This is a genomic window from Bacteroidales bacterium (assembly GCA_012519055.1).
Taxonomy (GTDB): domain Bacteria; phylum Bacteroidota; class Bacteroidia; order Bacteroidales; family Salinivirgaceae; genus JAAYQU01.
The window spans coordinates 53,330-74,768 of the sequence record JAAYQU010000021.1 but is presented as its reverse complement, the minus strand read 5'-3'; the positions used below and the strand labels follow the sequence as shown (position 1 = coordinate 74,768).

Genomic DNA, 21,439 nt, shown 5'->3' with positions numbered 1-21,439 from the left:
ATATACCTTTTCGGATTCTAAAATATTTAATAATTTTCGGCTAAAGCCAATTTTATTTTATTGATTTTCAACGCTTTAAAAGGCATTGCTATTGATATTTTTCCTCGAAAAGTACTTTGCTCATTTCGACATGATTCGTGTTGCAATGGTCATTTCTAAGTTACCTGTTTAGAAATGAACGAAACCAAAACGAGCAACGTAGTAGAAATCTCGAATTGTATAATCGAACCGCCATTTAAAAACAGAAAAGGGCGACTGTAAAAGCCACCCTTCCTATAATTGTTAATTGTTAATTACTAATTGCACATTGCTAATTGCTAATTACCTTTCGCGGGTACGTTTTTAAGGGTCTCCAATAAGAAATCCCAAAACTTCTTAACTGTGTCAATTTTTACTTTTTCGTCCGGAGAGTGAGGGAAACGAATGGTTGGACCACATGAAATCATATCCCAATTGGGATAAACTCCGCCCAACAATCCGCACTCTAAACCTGCGTGTATGGCTTTTATTTCTGGTGTTTTGCCATACATTTTTTTATAGGTCTCCTGCATTAGTTTTAAAATCGGAGAGTTCATATTGGGTTTCCAGCCTGGGTATCCACCTTCAAATTTAGTTTTGGCACCTGCAAGGTCAAATACGGCTTTTACTTTCATTGCCAATGCTTTACGAGCCGTGTCAACGGAACTGCGCATTAGACATTGTACATGAACTTTATCTTTATCTGACTTCACAACTGCAAGATTGATAGATGTTTCGACCAATCCGGGCATGCTGTCGCTCATACGTAAAACGCCGTTGGGACAAGCTAATACCGCATTTATTATGCGATTTTGCGATTTTTTATCGATAACCGAATCAAATTTTTTGGCTTTTGCTATGCTGATTGACAAATCCGGCTCAGTACCGGATAGCTCGCTTTTAACAATTTTCTCATACTCTTTAACCTCTTTTGAAATGGCATCCTTAGTTCCTTTCGGAGCGTAGAATGTAACAAAACCTTCACGAGGAATAGCATTTCTTAAACTTCCACTATTGATGTTTGCTATGCGTATTGAGTGATTATCAGCAAGTTGTCTTAAAATTCTAAATAGAAGTTTGTTTGCATTTCCTCTACCTAGAACGATATCCATACCACTGTGACCGCCCTTTAATCCTTTTACTTCTAACGCGATAGCTTCGTGGTTGCTTGGAACTGCGTCTAACTTAACTTTGAAAACAACGTTTGCGTCTTCGCCTCCTGCACAGCCAACATAAAGTTCCCCTTCATCTTCCGAATCGAGGTTAATTAAAATATCGCCTTTTAGCATACCGGGTTTTAATCCAAAAGCTCCTGTCATTCCTGTCTCTTCGTCAATGGTAAAAAGTGCTTCAATTGGTCCGTGTTGAATATTTTTCGTTTGCAAAATGCCCATAGTAACGGCTACGCCAATTCCGTTGTCGGCTCCTAATGTGGTATCGCGAGCTGTTACCCATTCGCCATCGACATATGCGTCAATTGGGTCTTTTGCAAAATCGTGCTTAATATTGCTGTTTGCTTGCGGAACCATATCCAAGTGGCTTTGCAAAATAACCCCTTTGCGGTTTTCCATTCCGGGAGTTGCAGGCTTGCGTATTATGACGTTTCCTACCTTATCAACAATGGTTTCCAATCCCAAATCTTCGCCAAACTTTTTCATGTACTTGATTATCTTCTCCTCTTTTTTTGAAGGACGTGGGATTTGTGTTAATTGATAAAAATTCTCCCAAACCTCTACCGGTTTTAGTTTTCTTATTTCTTCGCTCATAATTATATATTTTTAGATTACTGTTTATTTTTGATTTAACAAAGTTAGTTTTTCTATTTGAGGTTTTCAATTAAAAAGTTAAACTTTTTAGTGAATAAGTGCATTCTGGTATTTCCCCCATATATATCATGATTTCTGTTAGTATATAACATCATTTCGAACTGTTTATCTGCTTGCACCAATGCCTCTACAAACTCGTAAGTGTTCTGAGGATGAACATTATCGTCGTGAGTTCCTGAAATTATCAATACCTTCCCTTTAAGTTTGTCAACGTGATTGATAGGACTGTTATTATCATAGTTTTCAGCATTTTCCTGCGGTGTACGCATAAATCTTTCGGTATAAATATTATCGTAGTATCGCCAATTTGTTACCGGAGCAACAGCAATAGCCGCAGCAAACTGGTCTGCACCTTGCGTTATGCAGTTCAGAGCCATAAATCCACCGTAGCTCCAACCCCAGATAGCAATTTTTTCGGGATTAACATAGGGCAACGTTCCCAAATATTTTGCCGCTTCAATCTGGTCAATGGTTTCGTATTTGCCTAATTGTAAGTATGTTACTTTTCTAAACTCCTCTCCTTTTCCACCCGTTCCGCGAGGGTCAACACTTACAGTAATAATGCCTTCGGTTGCTAAAACCTGCTCCCAATTAACACCCCAGCGATCTAAAACACTTTGTGAGTTAGGTCCTGAATATTGTGTTATCAGCACGGGATATTTGTTGTTTGGAGAGAAATCGACAGGCTTTACAATCCATGCATTAAGCTCCACATCTTCAGATGTTTTGAATGTAAAAAACTCTTTTTGCTGAAAATTATAATCCTTAATTTTTTCAACTAACTCCTTGTTATCTTCTAAAACTCTTACAACCTTGTCTTTACTATCGTGAAGTGTAATATACGGCGGAGTTTGAGAGTTTGAAAAGTAGTTAATATAGTAGTTAAAACCTTTGCTAAAATTTGCAGTATTGCTACCAAGTTGCGACGAACGTTTGATTTTTTTCTTGCCGGCTAAGTCAATCGAATAGTTCGAGCGATAGATTGAACCCTCTTCTGTAGATTGATAATAGAGAGTTTTCGTTTTAGCGTCGAAGCCATAAAAGTTTGTTACATCAAAATTACCTTTTGTAATCTGTTTTAGCTCCTTTGCGTTGATATTGTACAGATATAGATGATTATAACCATCACGCTCACTGAAAATTATAAAATTATCGGCATCGACAAAACAGAGGTCACTATATGGCGGAATATCAATAAAATATTTATTTGTTTCGCTGTAAATTACTTCGCTTTTACCTGTGTTTCCGTCAGCAAAGAGTATCTCCATTTGATTTTGCAGTCTGTTTAAACGAATGATTGAAAGCGTATTAGCTCGTTTTGACCAGTAGATTCGAGGGATATATATATCGGTTTCAGTTCCGATATCAACAGTAACTTTCTCTTTTGAACTTAAATCGTATATGAAAACTGAAATTACAGAGTTATCCTCGCCTGCCTTGGGATATTTGAACGAATATACTTCCGGATATAGCACATTCTCTTCTAACTCAGGAGATAACCCCTTATATTTAAGCAAGTTAAACTCTTTTACATGGCTCTCGTCAAATCTGCACCATGCAATTTTTTTGCCATCGGGCGACCACTCAAAAGCCTGATTATAACCAAATTCCTCTTCGTAAACCCAGTCGGGTGCACCGTTAATAATGTGGTTATCCTTACCATCTGTTGTAATGGGTGTAATTGTTCCGTTTAAATCGCTTATAAACAGATTGTTATCGCGAATAAAGGCGACTTTTTTGCCATCGGGAGAGAGTGTGGCTAAACGCTCGCCTCCCTGCTCGGATACAGGGTAAAGCTTTTTCTCTTTCAAATCCCAAACAAAAAAGTCTGCGATAAATGACCTTCTATAAATATAATCGGCATTTATATGAAAAATAATGCGCGTTTCGTCTTCTGAAAACTGATAGTTGCTGAGCCTTGTAATCTTCTCATTATCAAACTGTTCTGCTTTAACTAAAGTGTCAACAGCTTTGCCTGTTTTGTAGTTATATTTAACAAGTACACCCTTTTCCAAGGTTGTGTAGTGTTGCCCATCGTTCATTGACTGCAAACCGTAAACCGACTTTGCGCCAAATGTTCTATCTTTAAAAATATCGGAAAGAGTAATGTTTTGCTTTTGAGCATATGTAAAAGTAGCAGCTATTGCACTAATACACAGCAAAATAGATAATTTTCTTATAATCATAATATGTTAGTTTTAAGATTTTTTGAAAGAGTTGCTAATTTGCAAAAAAAATTGCTAATCCCAAAGGAGTTTTGGCTAATAACATATTGTTATTATTAAAACCATTAATACCGTTTGGACATACACTATAGTCCAAACTTCGCTATCGCTCTTTTGGAGTATGTGTCTGTAACACTGATATAACAAATAGTTTTCTTGTCCGTAGGACAACATGTGATTAACCATAGGCGTAAGCCTATGGGTGTGCAACAGCACACAATTCACCCGTAGGGTGGCACATTGCAGTCTTAATCTGTCAGAAAATACCGTTCGTTGATATCTATGCCGCTTTCTATAATTAATCTACGGTATTCGTCTTTGAAGTTCTCTTTTTTGTGGTGTTCTCGTTGATTTTTAATGTACTCTATTGTAGTCTCTTTCTCCTGATAACGAATAGTGAAAGCTGCGTATTTTTCTCCCCACGATATGAAATTGGGGTATTTATCTCTATTGGTTTTTAGCCACTTATTAGTTGAAGTTTTAAGTTCTCTAACGAAATCTGCCAATGCAATGGTAGAATGAATTCCAACTAAAAGATGTATATGGTCGGGCATTCCATTAATCCTGTATAAGAACGATTTCTTACTTTTTACATATCCCCATGCATAGCGGTAAAGTTCTTCGGAATGCTCGTTTGGAATAACGTTTTCGTTACTTTTAGTGCGAATAATGATATGATGTAGTGATTGTATATAGCTCATAACTCGGTATTGTGTCGCCCTACGGGCGAAGATTTAAGGTGGTCTCGATGCCGTAAGATAAATCTTACGGTTAATCACATGTTGTCCTACGGACAATGCACTATACTAAAACAAAGATACAATCTTATATGAATTACATAAAATTGGTTTCAATTTTTTTAAAAAAAAGTTGTTCTTGCAAAAACAAATCCTTAAACCGCAAACTATTCAATACATAGTTGACTACTAAATTTACCCGTATAGGAATATATTTAATATTATTACAATGACTAGCGAACGGTACAATATGCTATTAGTTTTGGGATTTAGCCCAAAACACGTGTATCAACACCAACCAACGACTTAAAAGTCGTTGCTATTAATCAATCCACATTGTTAATTCGCAATTCGTAATTCGTAATTGCTAATTGACATTTGATGTTTATATTTGTAGCTGATTACCTTTAGAATGGATTTATGGCACAGTTAGACAAACAAACTATCGACAATATAATTATGGTGGGCGACAGAGTGTTGATAAAACCCAAAACTCCTCAACAACAGACACGTTCAGGATTGTATCTGCCTGCAACGGTATCTGAAAATGCTCCCATATTTTTAGGCTACGTTATTAAAGTTGGACCGGGCTACCCTATCCCTGCACTCTCTGAACATGACGAGTCGTGGAAGCCTTCGACAAACGAACCGAAATATATCCCTCTGCAACCACGTGAGGGCGATTTGGCAGTATATGTTGCCAAAAGTGGTTATGAGATTGAAATTAATCAGGAGAAATATATTATTGTGTCGCAATCGTCTATTTTACTGTTATGTAGGGACGAGGGACTGTTTAAATAAACTGATTAACAGAAAGTTAGCATTACAATAAATAAAAGCTATCCGCATGAGAAAAATAGATTTACAACATCCTGCATTTTATACGCTCACTTTGAGCGATAAAGAGCAACTTCTTAGAAATAGTGCGGTGCTGCATTTCTCGAAAAATGAGACAATAATTAAGCAAGACTCATTTATTACTCACGTATATTATCTGCTGTCGGGAATGGTAAAGGTCGATTATTCTATACGGCAGAAAAACAACACTATAAGAATAATCCCCGAACAAGAGTTTATTGGGTTATTATACAGTTTCCCCGGACGGCATTATGAAATAAGAGCAACTGCAATTGCAGAATCCGAGGTTTTACTTATTGATATTGAGACTCTTAAAATGGTAATGCGAGCCAACGGCAATTTTGCAATTAGCATTCTCGACACTGTTGCTTTAACAGGTTCACGCGCAGTAAACCGCCTGTTGACATACCAAAACAAAAATATTGACGGCTGTTTGGCAGCATTTTTATTGCAAATGCACGAACTATTTAACAAAGAGACTTTTGAACTTCCACTACTAAGAAGAGAGATTGCCGAAACCATTGGCTATACACGCGAGAGCGTTGTTCACACATTCTCGAAATTTATTAAACATGGTTTGATTTCGCAAGAGGGAAAAACTATTACGTTGAAAAATATTCCGATGTTGCGGGAGATTGTGGAGAAGAGTTGATTTTTTTCTGCATTTCTATAAATTAATTATAACTCATTGATTATCAGCTAAATTTAAACACAACAGATCAATTATAGTTTATTTGGCATTTTAGAAAATGAAACATTGCAACTAACTGTAATTAAGACATTTCCGCTTAATTTACAACTCTTTGTTAATCTTATAAATTAATGATTCATATTCATAAAGGTCTGCGCCGTCTCCCAATCGAACAAAAATTGTGTTTTTATTGAGGTCTATAAACATTATTTGTTTCATTATGCCCCGCGCATAGAACTGGTTGGTATATACAAACAAACCCCAATATTCGTCAAAATCTAATTTCCAATATCCTTCTCGATAATTACTCTTTTTATATAGATGTATTTTATAATGTGGATATGTTTTTGCATATCGCTCTTCCCAAACTTTCTGAGCCGTTAAAGAATCTGTAAAATACTTATTACCAGTGGAATCCAATCCGCTACCACTAAAGCTATACCATTGATTTTGATAACCATTATTTTTCGGATTTGGCGTTAAAGTTTCCTTAATCCACTCCGAAGAGACAATTTGGTTGCCATTAAATTTTCCACCATTTAAGTAAAGTCTGCCTATTTTAGCCAAGTCAACAGCCGTAGTGCTCAAGCCTCCGTATGCTTTTACAGATTTATGTTTTTTATCGTCGAGACTCCATTTCGCTGTATTTTCCATTCCTAAAGGCTTCCAAACTTTTTCTTCGAAATATTTGACAAAATTCTGTTGCGTAGCCTTTTCTACAACAACTCCCAATATAGCTGTGGAAATGCTTTCATAGTTATATTTTGTGCCCGGCTCACATTCAAATTTTAATTTTTTTATCAGTCTAAGTTGGTTAGCTCCATAATAGAGACGTGCAATTTTTGAGAATGGATTAAATCCATAATCCTCATTAAATTTAATTCCCGACCGCATATCCAATAAATGTTTAATTGTAAGCTTTTTGAACATTGGGTCTGCGTAATTAAGTTCAGGAATGTATTTTGTAACAGGGTCGTTTACACTCGAAATATATCCCTCGTCAACGGCAATGCCAACAACCAAAGATGTAACAGATTTTGAAACAGAAAAAACAGTGGAAATATCCTCTCTCGTGTAACCCCTATAATACTTTTCGAAAAGAATGGTATCGTTTCTAACTATTAAAAATGCTCTTGTCCATGTATTCTTTAGTAATGAGTCAAGGTTATGGAAATCAGTGTTTTTGTAATTCCAATTTATATCAAGAGTATCTATTATGCTACTGTCTGCTTTATAAAAATGGAATTTGTTTTGATTTTCATGCAAATCGTATGTATAAAAGATATTATGGTCGTCGATATCTGCGTTTCCATATCGTACCGCACGATGCAAAACAATACAAGATGTTGCTGTACAGAATGTTATAAGTATTAAAAAAATACGTTTCATATTTATGAATTACCTAAATAGGTAATATGTATCACAAAAAGCCAGCGAAACATATTTGTTAAAAACTAAACTTGCTAAAACTGCTGATTATCAACATATTAAACATCAGTATTTTTATTAAATTTTATGTTTGGGCTAAAGCCCATAAGTTACTTATGCTAATTTTACCCACGCCTTAAAAGGCATGACAATTAATCGATATCCAGTCAAGTACATAATTTGACTACTCGTAACTTTCTTCACTTCGACTACGCTCAGTGCAACGCCGACTTCGGTCTTCCGACTTCCGACTTTTGACAAAATTAAAACTTTTCATTCATTAACTAATAAAATCTATTACCTAAAAAATTAGGGTTTGGAATTAATACAGCATCCCAAACAACCAAAGCGGAATTCTGTTTTTATGCCCTATTTCAATATTGTCAGCAACAACAAAGCTGTCTGGCAGGTCTTTAATTTGATTGAAGTTTTTGTTTTTGCCACCAACTTCAAAAGTGTATTTACCTACCATATAATCGCCTTGTGGTGCAAGTACTACATCTGCAACGGCACTCATTTGATTAACAAAGAATGTTTCTCTTGCGCTACCTACATTTGCATTGTCGCCGTATAAGTACGACAGATTGGTGTTATTTAGCAAAATTTTATCGGGTTTTGTCAGGTCACCGATTGTCTTGTTTTTGTAGGAGACTAAATTCAGCAACTTTGCATTTGCCAACAGTGACAAATACCTTACCGTGTTGTTTCTTGTAGTCTCTATGGCAGAGGCTAACTCGGTTATATTTGGCGTATAAGGAACTAATGCTGAAAGAATTGCCAACAATCTTTTCAGTTTATACCGAGAATCAAACCCGATGTTTTCAATTGCCGAAACATCAACATCTATCACATTATTTATTGCCTCTTGCAACTTTCTTTCATATTTTCTAAGCCCCTCTTTATAAAATAGATAGTAGCCATTTTTTAAATACTTTTTGAATAACGGTATTATTCTTATATTTTCAGTGATTTTAAATGCAATATCTTGGTGATTTTCAATGATTTCTTCTAACGAAAGCACAGGAAAATCCCCTACTTTTTCGAAATTCAAAAACTCTCTAAACGAGAGACCTTCTAAATTTTCGTAAACCACCCTTCTAGACAAGTCTGCTGTAGATTTATATATTTGTAGAAGCGACGATCCGGTAAAAACAATTTTAAGTTTCGGGAAACTATCGTAAACGTTTTTCATTTCGGTCGCCCAGTTTGGATAGTGGTGTATTTCATCTAAAAACAGATGTGTTCCGCCGTTCAAATAGAACTCGTCAGCCAGTTCAAAAATCGAATGTTTGGCAAACCACGTATTATCCAAGCTAACAAAAAGAGCCTTCTCTTTGTTTGTAAAAGTTCTCTTTATGTGTTGCAACAGCATTGTGGTTTTTCCAACGCCTTTTGCTCCAATTATGGCAATACAACGTTCGTCCCAATCAATATCTGAATAGAGATAACGGATTGTCTCCACCTCTGTTTCTTGCAATAAACGCAAATAAATTTTCACTAAAGAGTCCATGATAATCTTTTCTGCAAAGATACAAAATGTTTCTTATAAAGAGCAATTTTTATATAAAATTGTTTTATATAAATAGCAATTTTAAAATAGAACTGTTTCTTTTAAAAAGCATTTTAAATGTATAGTTGTTTTTTCTAAAGAGCGTTTTTAATGTATATTGTTTCTTTTAAAGAGCAAAGACAAAAGAACAGCTTGATGTATATTGCTATTATCCAGCTTATTACAAACATTGCGTTTTTTACATATCAGAATATTTTCATTTACTAACTTTAAAAACTTTTTACAAATTAACCATTAAGAAATTAAGGGACATTAAGATTTGAGCAACCACAAGGGTCGCCCCTACACCAAATCTGTGATAATCTGTTAAATCTGTGTTATCTGTGTTCCAATTCCTTTCAACTTTATGAACTTTTAACTTTTAACTCAATTGCTAATTGAATCGTTTTTCTTATCTTCACAATCTATAAAAATCAAAACTAAAATAATATGAACACACTATCTAAATTATTAAAAATTAACGCTTTAGCAGCCATTACATTTCTTTATGTTTTCTCAGGTTGCTCAAAAAAGAGCGTAGAGATGCCGGATGTAATTTCGTCGCATACGTCTGGTGTAGTATCTGTAAAATCGCCAATAAGGGTTAACTTTCAGTTCCCTGTGGTTAACGATGATGAGGTTGGGAAAAATGTTCCTGAAAAATTGGTAACATTCTCCCCAAAAGCCGAAGGCAAAGCCTTTTGGATTAGTCAAACAGCATTTGAGTTTATCCCCGAAAACAGTTTCGAATCCGACAAAGAGTATAAATGCAAATTAGACCTGCGTGCTCTGTCCGATACACTGAAAACATCTTACGAGTTCAGCTTTCGCACATTAAAACCCTCGGTTAGCTTCTTGTTCCAACATATATTGGCAACAGAGTTTGACAACAATTCCGGTTATACCTTGGTAGGTACCTTAGTTTTAACCGATTACGTATCATTTGAAAAGGTCCAAAATGTGATTGATGCTAAAATTGACAAAAGAAATCTCAGGGTCGATTATCAGCAAACAACAGGACTAAATATCAATATCACAATTGATAGCATTTATAGGTCTGATAATGAGCAGGTTTTAAAAATCAATCTAGACGGCTCGGCAATTAACGCTAAAGAGAAAAGCGAATTTGTTTTAAATATTCCTCCTGTAAATGAGTTTTGCCATATAACAGGCAATGTTCTGTATCAACCTGAACCCGTGATTGTTATAAGCTTTTCCGATATACTGCAAGCAAACCAGGATTTGACGGGATTAATTCAACTTAACGGCAAATCGCCATCGCAAGTTGTTGTCGATAAGAACGTTGTACGTGTTTATCCACGCATTACCGAATATGGAGATATTATAGTTGAAATGTTTCGAGGTATTAGATCGGCTAAAGGTATGACAATGGCTCAAAATCAAACCTTTACGGTTCATGTCGAGAGGGAAAAACCACAGGTTAGAAAATCGAGCAGCAAAATTATTTCGGCTCCAACACAGCAGGGAGCTTTGTTTGAGTTTGAAGCCGCACGCCTAAAAGCTGTCGATGTCAGAATATATCAAATCTTCCAAAACAATATAATACAGTTTCTGCAAGTAAATGATTATCAAGATAATTGGGAGTTAGAGAGAGTTGGTAAAGTTGTCTATCAATCGACCATAAACATTGAGGGTCAGGCAGAAAGCACTCATCAGGGTTGGAGCAAATATTACTTAGATTTATCGAAATTGGTAAAAAAGGAGATTGGCGCACTTTATCACGTACAGATTGGGTTCCGTAAGCAACACGCAATCTGGGACTGCTCAGAGAGTGAGGAGAAGAACCGTGACGATATAAATGATACCGATTTTTGGGATAGATTCGAAGAGTACAGCTATGGCGAATATTCGTGGGATTATAGCGACAATCCTTGCGAAGACGCATACTACGGGTTCCGCAGAGCAATTAAACACAATTATATAAGTAGCAATATTGGGCTTATCGCTAAACGTGACGGGAAAAATCAACTTACGGTATTTGCCACAACGATAAATCAAAACCAACCTTTATCGAAATGTGTGATTAAGGTGCTGAACTATCAACAGCAAGTACTTGCCGAGGTTGAAACAAACAGCGAAGGCAAAGCAGAATTTACCGATATGGAAGAGGCATATTTTGTTATTGCCGAAACCAAAGAGGATAGAAACTATTTGAGAATACCGCCATACGAAAGCCTTTCGGTTAGCAGTTTCGATGTTGAAGGAGTAGAAACCCGAGACGGCATTAACGCTTTCGCTTTCACAGAGCGCGATGTATATCGTCCGGGCGATACTGTTTTTGTTGGATTTATAATTAACGATGCTCTGAAAACTATTCCTCCGACCCACCCTATTCAAGTTTACGTAACCAATTCAAACGGGCAGCCCGAATTTGAAACAAGTTTTCAATATAAAGGTGAATCGATGCACAGGATTGATATTCCTACAGCCCCTGACGCTCTAACTGGTCGATGGACAATCCGTTTTACAATCGGGAAGAAACAGTTTTACAAACGTGTTAGGGTTGAGACCATACGACCAAATCGAATGGAGATTATTCACGATATTGCACAAACGACTCTAAATCAAAACCTTACTGCAAATATTTTGGTTAAATGGCTACACGGAGGCTCGGCTGCGAATCAGGATTTCTCTGTCGATGCCGTTACAAGTGCATTCGATATTCGATTTAGTTCATTGAAAGGATACACATTTAACAATCCTTATGTTGATGAGTACGCCGAAGAGTGGAACGTTTTGAAAACAAAATTAAACAACGAGGGGAAAACCTCATTTAGGATTAACTTACCAAGTGGCTTAAAATCATCGGCTTATAAAACAACATATACGTTTAGAGCAACCGAACCGGGTGGTCAGTTTACAACCTCATCGGCGCAAACAGTGGTATCGCCATATAACAACCTGACAGGTATGAAGTTACCCGAACCAGACGGACAGTGGGGACAATTCCAATCGGGCAAACAGTACAGCGTATCGTTGATATTAACCGACTTAGAGGGAAAAACAGTCGCCAGAAATCAGAGTGTTAAGGTCGATATCTATAAACGCAACTGGCAATGGTGGTATCAATCATCACGCAATGATTACTCATATATGACTGGAGCCAATATTATTCCGGTTTTCTCGAAAAACGTTAGCATAAACGGTGGAAGTGGCTCGTTCGATTTCGCTATTAAAGATGATTGGGGATATTACCAAATATATGTCGAAAACAACAATACAGGACAGGTTGTTGCAGGAATGATCAGGGTCGGCGATGACGGGTACTCCGGAAGTAAAACAGGAAAAGATGCTTCGATAATTGAACTCACATTAGACAAAGAGGAATACGCTTTAGATGAGACAATTACACTTACATTTCCATCATCGCAAGGTGGTAAAGCCTTAGTTTCATTAGAAAACGGAAGCGAAATTATCAAAAGCGAGTGGATTGAAACCACCGATAATTACACGACATACACCACAAAAGCAACGGTTGCAATGTCGCCAAACTTTTACTTTAACGTTACCTTTTTACAACCCTTTGAAAAAACTGTAAACGACTTACCTTTAAGACTTTACGGTATCGTTCCGTGTAAGGTTGTAAACCCCGAATCGCAGCTTTATCCAAAAATTGATGCTCCCGACAAATCCAACTGCAACGAACCGTTTGTAGTCAAAGTGAGCGAGCAGAACGGAAAAGAGATGAGATATATGTTAGCCGTTGTTGACGAGGGCTTGCTTGGCATAACAAGTTACAAAACACCAAATCCATGGGAATATTTCCACAAAAAGGTTGCACTTGGCGTAACCTCGTGGGATTTGTTCGATTGGGTTATGGGTGCCATGTCGGGCGTTGTTGGGCGAGTAATTGGCATTGGCGGTGATGACGGAGAAGTTTCACAAAGCCCCGCCTCGCTGAATACACAGTTTAAAGCAGTAGTTAAGGTTTTGGGACCATTCAATTTGAAAAAAAGAGGTAGCGATACGCACAAAATTGAGCTCCCCTCCTATCTTGGAGCGGTAAGGGTTATGGCAATAGCTTCAACCGAAAAGTCGTGGGGCGTTGATGATAAGCGAGTTACAATTACAAGTCCGCTTTTAATTACGGCTTCAACACCGCGAGTGCTTACTCCAGGCGATAAATTTGATATTCCGCTAAATATCTTTGGTTCAGAGGAGACACAGCGAAAAATCAATATCGAAGTGAAAAATATTAGCAACTTGTCGCTCGCTCAAAATAACGTCAGCGTTACGCTTGACAATAATTTCAGAGGTACGAAATCAATACAATGCAATGTCAAATCTATTGTAGGGCAAGCTGCTTTGACAATCGAGGCAACTGACGGAAAACATAAGGCGACCTACGATATTAAAATTCCAATCGAGAACCCGACACCTGTTTTATATGAAGTTGAGAACAAATCACTTAGCACAGACGATAGTTGGAAAGTCGATGTCAAACCCATTGGCGCACAGTTGACCAACTCTGCAGTGTTAGAGCTTTCAACTCTCCCACCTATTGATTTGGAAAAACATTTGGATTTTCTTATCCGATACCCTTACGGTTGCCTCGAACAGACAACCTCGATAGGGTTTCCACTACTTTACGTGGATAAACTAATTGATTTAGAAGAGGATAGAAAAAATATGCTAAACAGCGTTCTATCTGAAACCATCAAAAGAATTTACGGATTTCAAGATGCCACAGGCGTTCTTAACTACTGGCAGGGAACCACATGTTATTACGAATGGGCAGATATCTATGCCGGCGACTTTTTAATCGAGGCAGAGAAAAAAGGTCATGCTGTTGACCAAAACGTTATGAACAGTTGGCTAAAAGTGCAACGACAGATAGCTTCCAAATGGGTTGATAAAGGTGCTGTTTCGCGTTTCAATCAAGCATACAGGCTTTACGTTCTGGCACGTGCCAACAAGGCTGATGTTGGAGCAATGAACCGTCTGCGCAACTCCAAAGAGAGCGAGCTACAAACAAATTTGATGCTCGCAATGGCTTACGCCGAAAATGGAAGGGCGAAAACTGCACGCGAACTAATTTCAACATCTGTGAGCAGTGACAACGAAAAGTTGTGGCGATACACTTTCGGCTCATCGGTGCGCGATATCTCTATGAAAGTTCTTGCACTTTTAAGTGTAGAGAATAACACAGAAGCCTTTGATTTACTACTAAATTTAAGCGAAGAGTTGAGCAAACGTGGCTGGCACAGTACACAATCTATTGGCTTTATGCTCAGAGCAATAGGAACGTATGTCACAAAAGCAGGCTTGGCGGAATCGATTGAAGTTAAGTACAGTATCAACAAAGAGAAAGAGAGAACTTTAAAGACCAAAAATCCGTTTGCAAGAATTGAAATTCCTATACAAGGCTCAGAAAATCAAACCGTAACGGTGACCAATAAGTCCAAGGCAGCAACTTTCGCAAGGCTAATTAATTCGGGTAAACCAATGCCAAGTAATATAGAGGCAGTTAGTAACTCATTGGTAATAAGAGACCAATATCTGAACTCAGATAATCGTATTATCGATATTACAAATATCAAGCAAGGCGATGATTTTATTGCTGAGATAATAATCGAAAACCCAGCGACAGAGCCGAATTTAGAGAATGTCGCAATTGAGTTTACCGCACCTGCAGGAATAGAGATCATTAATCCACGACTAACAGATAGCGAAGATGCGATTAACGAAAGCAGCTACACCTATCGCGATTATCGTGATAATAAAGTATATACATTTACTGACCTGCGTTCGGGCGAAAAGAAAGTTTTCCGTTTTAGAATTAATGCAACTTTTGTAGGCGAGTTCTATTTCCCACCGGTATATTGTTCTCAAATGTACAATGATGCTATAAATGCTCGCACCGAATCAAGGGTTGTAAGAATAAGTAAATAGGTTAACGTTTATAAACTAATTGTTTGTATATGAGAGATATGACAGGTAATATTACCTTGACAATAATTAAGCCCGGAGCTGTGGCTAAAAACTTTGTTGTTCCAATTTTGTCTAAAATTGATGAGGCAGGATTTCATATTGCAGCCATGAAAACATTGTGGCTAACAAGGAAAGAGGCTGAAACTTTCTACGCAGAGCATAAGGGAAAACCTTTTTATCCCACGCTTATCGATTTTATGACATCGGGACCAATTGTTGTAGCCGTGTTAGAACGCCCAAAGGCAGTTGAGCATTTTAGAAAACTAATTGGCAACACCGATCCCGAAAAGGCAGAAGAGGGAACAATCAGAAAAATGTATGCTGAAAATATCACTAAAAACGCCATACATGGCTCTGACTCAGACGAAAGAGCACGCATAGAAGCCGATTTCTTTTTCTCTAGAAAAGATCGGTTTTATAAACATGATTTAATTTAATAACAATCACAATTTTATTTGTCAATAATTAGTTCAATTGTTTTAATTTTGCCACTGTGATATTGTTTCTAAACAATATCACAGTGTTTTTTTATTGAATTATGATTTTATATTTTATCTATCTAATTGCAGTACTGTGGCTTGTAGGGAGACTGCCTTTTCTACGTAATTCCAACATAAAACCAAATGTCTTGCGTGTTTTGTTCCTGATAAAAGTGGTGTTTGGAGCTATATCCCTATTTATTTATTCAAATTATTATTCAGAAGAGACATCGGATATGCACATCTATTTCAAAGCTGGAGAAGTTCTTCACAGTTCGTTGAAAGAGTCTCCCTCTGACTATTTTTCATTGCTCACAGGAATTAATGACGATCAACCACATTTAGCTAAGTATAACAAAACTATACCTCGCTGGAAAAAACCTTATGATTACGATATGTACAACGAAAATAAAACCGTTATCAGATTTAATGGATTTATAAGGCTGTTTTCGGGTGGCAATATCCACACACACAATCTGTTTTTTAATTTAATCTCTTTTATTGGATTAATTGCCATTTTCCGATTTCTATCTAATGAATTAAGTAACAAACGATTAACACCACTATTTCTAATTATATTTTTTATGCCAACCATCTTGTTTTGGGGGTCGGCAATACTTAAGGAGAGCATTACAATATTTGCTCTTGGGCTTCTATTGTGGTCACTAAAACTTATTCTTGATAATTGTAAAAACTGGAAAGCCTGGATCGTACTATTAATCTCAGGATATCTCTTTGCACATACAAAAATATATGTTGTTTTATCAGTAGTACCGGGATTGCTGTGGTTAATTTTAAATCGTTTTTACAGCAAACACAGATTTTTAACATTCACAGCCATACATGTTGCAGTGGCACTAATTGCATTTAACATACATTTAATAAGTCCGAACTATAATTTAATTAATGTAATATCGGGCAAACAAAATGATTTTATCAATATGATAACAAATATGACAGATGTGGGTAGCGCCGTCGATTTACCTCGGTTAGATGGTTCACTATCAGCTATATTTAAACTTATGCCTATGGGATTTTGCAACGCTCTTTTTCGCCCTCATCTGTTTGAATGTCACAATATTATGACATTTGCTGCCGCATTAGAGAATCTGTTTATCGTTGTATTTATTATATTGGGATTAGTTTTTGCAAATTATTCAAAAAAATATCCCCCACACATATTCTTCGGTATATCATTTTCAGTTATATTACTCACGATTATTGGAATCACAACCCCAGTTTTAGGTGCTTTAGTACGATATAAATTACCTGCTTTACCTTTTATCGTTGCAATTTTTATCACTACATTTGATACGAACAAATATAGAAAAATAATGAACTCACTGAAACTCAACAGGATTATGAGATTTTGTGATTCAAGTGTAGAAAAATGCAAGAATTTAATTTTTACGAACGATATAATTCAAAAACATAATTAACATGAGAAACTCTATTTTATTAGTCGCACTTCTTGTTGCGATATTGCAAGGTTGTACGGAGCCACAACCGCAAAAACCAACAGACATTGCTCCACAAGGCAACTTACAAACCATGCGATTTGACTACTATCACATTGGCAACGCTACCACCGAACATTTCACATTCGACGAGGCTGTTAACGATGGTCCATGGGCTGGAAACCAATCGAATAACATTGATGACCTAAGACTTGGAAAATACTTTTTTGAGGTTCAAGACAATGAAGGCAAAGTGCTTTATTCACAAGGGTATGCAAGTATTTACGGCGAATGGGAAACAATTCCCGAAGCTAAAGAGCAGTGGGGTTCATTTCACGAATCACTCAGATTTCCATGGCCCCAAAACGATGTAAAAATCGTTATTTACAAACGCAACGACAAAAACGAATTTGATGTGTGCTGGGAATACGCCCTAAGCCTGAAACATCACAGAGTAAACCATGCCTACGCACCTGCTTGCAACGAGACGTTCCCTATTTACATCAGCGGAGCTCCCGAAGAGTGCATTGATATTGTTGTTCTTGGCGATGGATATACCACAAACGAAAAAGAGAAATTCCTAAGTGACGCTAATTACTTTGCAAAAGTAATGTCGGAATCGAATGTATTTCAGAACCTTAAAGATAAATTTAACGTACGCGCAGTGTTTACCCCTTCTCCAACATCAGGTTGCAACCACCCACATCAGGATTTATATAAAGGCTCTGCACTCGGCGTTACTTACGGTGCTTTTGATAGCGAAAGATATGCTTTAACATACGAAAACAAAGTAGTAAGAAATGTTGCTTCAGCTGTTCCATACGAGTTTACAGCAATATTAATGAATGATACAACCTACGGCGGTGGAGGTATTTACAACCTTTACATAACCGCGGCAGCCTCAAACGATTTTAAAGAGTACCTGTTTGTACACGAGTTTGGTCACCATTTCGCCGATTTAGCTGATGAATACTACACATCTGCCACAAGTTATGAAATGGGTAGCACCTTGATTGAGCCATGGGAACTAAATGTAACTATACAAACTGAACGTGACAAAATTAAATGGGGTGACTTAATTGAAGCCGAGACCCCTGTTCCAACCCCTTGGAATAAAGCGGTTTTTGATGAGCACAGCATGGGTATTCAAAAAATCAGGGTTGAGTTGAGACAAAACAAAGCCCCAGAGGCTGAAATGACAAAACTGTTCAGAGATCAACAACGCTTTGAGGATAGTCTTTTCCAAACCATGGACTATTTCGGTAAAGTAGGACTGTTTGAAGGAGCTCAATATCATGCGCTTGGCGTTTATCGTTCATCTCACAACTGCACAATGTTTACACGTACATTGGAATTCTGTCCTGCATGTGTCAGAGCATTCGATTTGGTTGGAAAAAGATTTGTAAAATAGTTTTTCTGTAATTAAAAAAATCGCAGTTCTATTAAAACAGAACTGCGATTTTTTATTATATGAAAGCCCTTGTAAATCAAAATAAATAAACAAAATAAAAGATTAAAGGTATAAGCGCACCCGCAATAACCCTATATATTCCGTAATTCGACAATTGATATTTTCCCTTCATCATAAAGATACCGGTAACAGCAAATACAATCAACGTTACGGCAAAAATATCGGCTACCCAAGTCCACACTTTTCTAAATGAATTGCGGTGCATTTGATTGATTGGATAAAAGAAATAACGCCGTTCAAGTTTCTCAACTTCACATATTCTCGTCTCTGTATTAATTACAACCGAACCATTACCGCCAGAGATATCTAAAAATATTTTTAGACTGTTTTCTGAAGGATAGTAGTGACTTTTATATTCATCGCTGATATTCAACGTTTTAAGAATAGAATTTGCTTCTGCTTTTTTGACATTTACAAGACTAATATTATCGTCAATCGTATCTTTATATTGTGTTATTACCATATCTGGGTTCCAATCGTTGCGATGATTTAACGCAACACCTGAAATACCGTAAATGATTGTCATAGCCGCAAAGAAATAGCCAAACTCCCTGTGTATCAAACGAAAAAACTTTCTGGTTTTCATATCTTTGAGTTAAAAGTTTAAAGTTTATAAAGTTTAAAGTAGAGACGGAGCATGCTCCGTCTCTACAATATCTTAGCCTCCTCTCAATTACCAAGCAATCTACTGCACTACCGTCTGTCTTTGGACTTCGGTTTCAATCTTCCTACTTCCAACTGCAAAAATGTGCGAAATTTACTTAAAAACCTAATCTATCCTTGTAGTAATTTATTAGTTTTCTTATCTTTGTAATATTATGAAAGCAAAATAGCACGTCATTATAATCTAAAATTAAAATCAGAGTAATATAAACCTAAAAATTAATAATATGAGAATTAAACCTATTGCAATTTTAGCATCTGTTATATTGGTTTTTTCAACAACAAACACGACCGATGCATGTACGAACTATTTAGTAACCAAAGGTGCTTCAACCGACGGTTCAACAATGGTAACTTATTCAGCCGATTCGCATCAGCTGTACGGAGAAGTATATTATTGGCCAGCAGCTAAATACAAGCCCGGAACAATGTTGAAAATATATGAATGGGATAGCCACAAATATCTTGGTGAAATTGCTCAAGCCCTTGAAACATATAACGTTGTAGGTAATATGAACGAGTTTCAGTTAGTAATTGGCGAAACCACCTTTACGGGTCGGGAAGAACTTATTGATACTCTTGGAATTATGGACTATGGTAGTCTGATTTACGTTACTTTACAGCGCGCTAAAAATGCTCGCGAAGCCATGAAAATTATGACAGAACTTGTTGCTGAGTATGGCTATTACAGTTCAGGCGAATCCTTTTCAATTGCCGACCCAAATGAAGTTTGGATTATGGAGTTGATTGGCAAGGGAGTAGGAAATAAAGGAGCTGTTTGGGTAGCAAGAATGATTCCCGATGGATATGTTTCGGGACACGCCAACCAAGCTCGTATTACGACTTTCCCATTTGCTACAGAAAATAACTGGTTTGACGAAAATCAAACTACATTTAACTCACCCGACGTAATAACCTTCGCACGCGAAATGGGATATTACAACGGTTCAGACGAAAATTTTAGCTTCTCAGATATATACAATCCGCTTGATTTTGGTGGTGTTCGTGCTTGCGAATTGAGAGTTTGGACATTCTTCAAAGACGTAAACAAAGATATGTGGCAACACTTCGATTATATCAAAGGTCACATTCAAAAAGATGAGCACGGAATAGGAACAAACCGTATGCCCTTATGGATTAAGCCTGAAAACAAAGTCTCTCCTCAAGATTTAATGCACTATATGCGCGACCACCTTGAAGGAACTGAGCTTAACATGGCTAACGACGTTGGTGCAGGACCTTTTGCAATGCCTTATCGTTGGCGTCCGATGACATGGGAAATTGATGGTGTCGAATATTGCAATGAGCGTACGACAGCCACACAGCAAACAGGATTTTCATTTGTAACTCAGTCGCGTTCGTGGATGCCCGACAAAATAGGTGGTATAATTTGGTTTGGTGTAGATGATGCTGCAACAAGTGTTTATGTGCCTCTATACTCATCAATTACAAAAATCCCACACGCTTTCGAACAAGGAAATGGCGATATGGCTACTTTCTCAGAAACATCAGCGTTTTGGATTTTCAATTTAGTTTCAAACTGGACTTATTTACGTTATAACATTGTTTACCCTGATGTTAAAAAAGCAATGGACGAAATGGAAGCCAAGTTCAAACAACAAGTTGAAGAGACCGATGCCAAAGCATTGGAGATTTACAAAAAAGACCAAAATAAAGCTGTTGCATATTTAACTGAATTCTCGGTAAATGCAGGACAAGCGTTATTTAATCGTTGGAAAAATCTATTCCAATTCCTTGTTGTAAAATATATTGACGGAAACGTCAAACCCGAGGAGAACGGTGTGTTCAAAACAACTCCCGAAGGTGTTATTCTTGTTGAACAGCCCGGTTATCCAGAGTGGTTCCTACGCATGATAGCTGAACAAACAAAAGATCAACTGTTAGTTATCGGACAAAAAAACATGCCGCAACACGAAGCTACAATTACAATTAGCAAAGCTAATCTTAATATTATGATTGGTATAATAGTGGCATTATCAGTGCTATTGCTGTTTATTTTAATTAAGCGAAGAAGATAATCAGCTACTAATCAACAAAATAAATTAAAAGCAAGATTAATAGAAA

General features: G+C 37.0%; 13 protein-coding genes. 7 read left to right on the top strand and 6 right to left on the bottom strand.

The window, feature by feature from the left end; all coding sequences use genetic code 11:
* Positions 1–317: 317 nt before the first annotated feature.
* From GX311_04385 to GX311_04375, 3 genes are all read right to left on the bottom strand, one after another.
* The gene (locus GX311_04385) at positions 318–1,784 is read right to left on the bottom strand and encodes an aminoacyl-histidine dipeptidase (protein ID NLK15617.1); all 1,467 of its coding nucleotides are present in this window, start codon (positions 1,782–1,784) and stop codon (positions 318–320) included.
* A gap of 53 nt (positions 1,785–1,837) precedes the next feature.
* Positions 1,838–4,030 (bottom strand): S9 family peptidase, encoded by a 2,193-nt coding sequence (locus GX311_04380; GenBank protein NLK15616.1) that lies wholly within the window; start codon positions 4,028–4,030, stop codon positions 1,838–1,840.
* A gap of 287 nt (positions 4,031–4,317) precedes the next feature.
* A complete protein-coding gene (locus GX311_04375; protein NLK15615.1) occupies positions 4,318–4,770 on the bottom strand; it encodes a transposase in 453 nt (150 codons plus the stop codon).
* Between the two features lie 456 nt (positions 4,771–5,226).
* Here GX311_04375 and GX311_04370 point away from each other — a divergent pair, with 456 nt between their 5' ends.
* Complete coding sequence (locus GX311_04370) at positions 5,227–5,607, top strand: co-chaperone GroES (protein NLK15614.1); 381 nt, start codon at positions 5,227–5,229, stop codon at positions 5,605–5,607.
* Positions 5,608–5,653: 46 nt separating this feature from the next.
* Entirely contained in the window at positions 5,654–6,316 is a 663-nt protein-coding gene (locus GX311_04365; GenBank protein ID NLK15613.1) for a Crp/Fnr family transcriptional regulator, read from the top strand.
* 141 nt (positions 6,317–6,457) lie between these two features.
* Here the strand turns inward: GX311_04365 and GX311_04360 are convergent, their stop codons facing one another.
* Positions 6,458–7,744: a serine hydrolase gene (locus tag GX311_04360; GenBank protein ID NLK15612.1), complete on the bottom strand. Its 1,287-nt coding sequence runs from the start codon at positions 7,742–7,744 to the stop codon at positions 6,458–6,460.
* Positions 7,745–8,105: 361 nt separating this feature from the next.
* Complete coding sequence (locus GX311_04355) at positions 8,106–9,293, bottom strand: AAA family ATPase (GenBank protein ID NLK15611.1); 1,188 nt, start codon at positions 9,291–9,293, stop codon at positions 8,106–8,108.
* A 489-nt stretch (positions 9,294–9,782) separates the two neighbouring features.
* On the opposite strand from GX311_04355, the gene GX311_04350 reads away from it, so the two are divergent.
* The 4 genes from GX311_04350 (at position 9,783) to GX311_04335 (ending at position 18,631) form a co-directional block, all read left to right on the top strand.
* On the top strand, positions 9,783–15,245 hold the full coding sequence (locus GX311_04350) for a hypothetical protein (protein NLK15610.1): 5,463 nt from the start codon (positions 9,783–9,785) through the stop codon (positions 15,243–15,245).
* Between the two features lie 38 nt (positions 15,246–15,283).
* Positions 15,284–15,721 (top strand): nucleoside-diphosphate kinase, encoded by a 438-nt coding sequence (gene ndk / locus GX311_04345; protein ID NLK15609.1) that lies wholly within the window; start codon positions 15,284–15,286, stop codon positions 15,719–15,721.
* 101 nt (positions 15,722–15,822) lie between these two features.
* Entirely contained in the window at positions 15,823–17,202 is a 1,380-nt protein-coding gene (locus GX311_04340) for a hypothetical protein (GenBank protein ID NLK15608.1), read from the top strand.
* A gap of 1 nt (position 17,203) precedes the next feature.
* Positions 17,204–18,631: a peptidase M64 gene (locus GX311_04335; GenBank protein NLK15607.1), complete on the top strand. Its 1,428-nt coding sequence runs from the start codon at positions 17,204–17,206 to the stop codon at positions 18,629–18,631.
* Between the two features lie 76 nt (positions 18,632–18,707).
* On the opposite strand, the gene GX311_04330 is transcribed toward GX311_04335, so the two are convergent.
* The gene (locus GX311_04330; protein ID NLK15606.1) at positions 18,708–19,277 is read right to left on the bottom strand and encodes a hypothetical protein; all 570 of its coding nucleotides are present in this window, start codon (positions 19,275–19,277) and stop codon (positions 18,708–18,710) included.
* A 304-nt stretch (positions 19,278–19,581) separates the two neighbouring features.
* On the opposite strand from GX311_04330, the gene GX311_04325 reads away from it, so the two are divergent.
* Positions 19,582–21,393, top strand: coding sequence for a dipeptidase (locus GX311_04325; GenBank protein NLK15605.1), 1,812 nt, complete (start codon positions 19,582–19,584; stop codon positions 21,391–21,393).
* Positions 21,394–21,439: the final 46 nt, after the last annotated feature.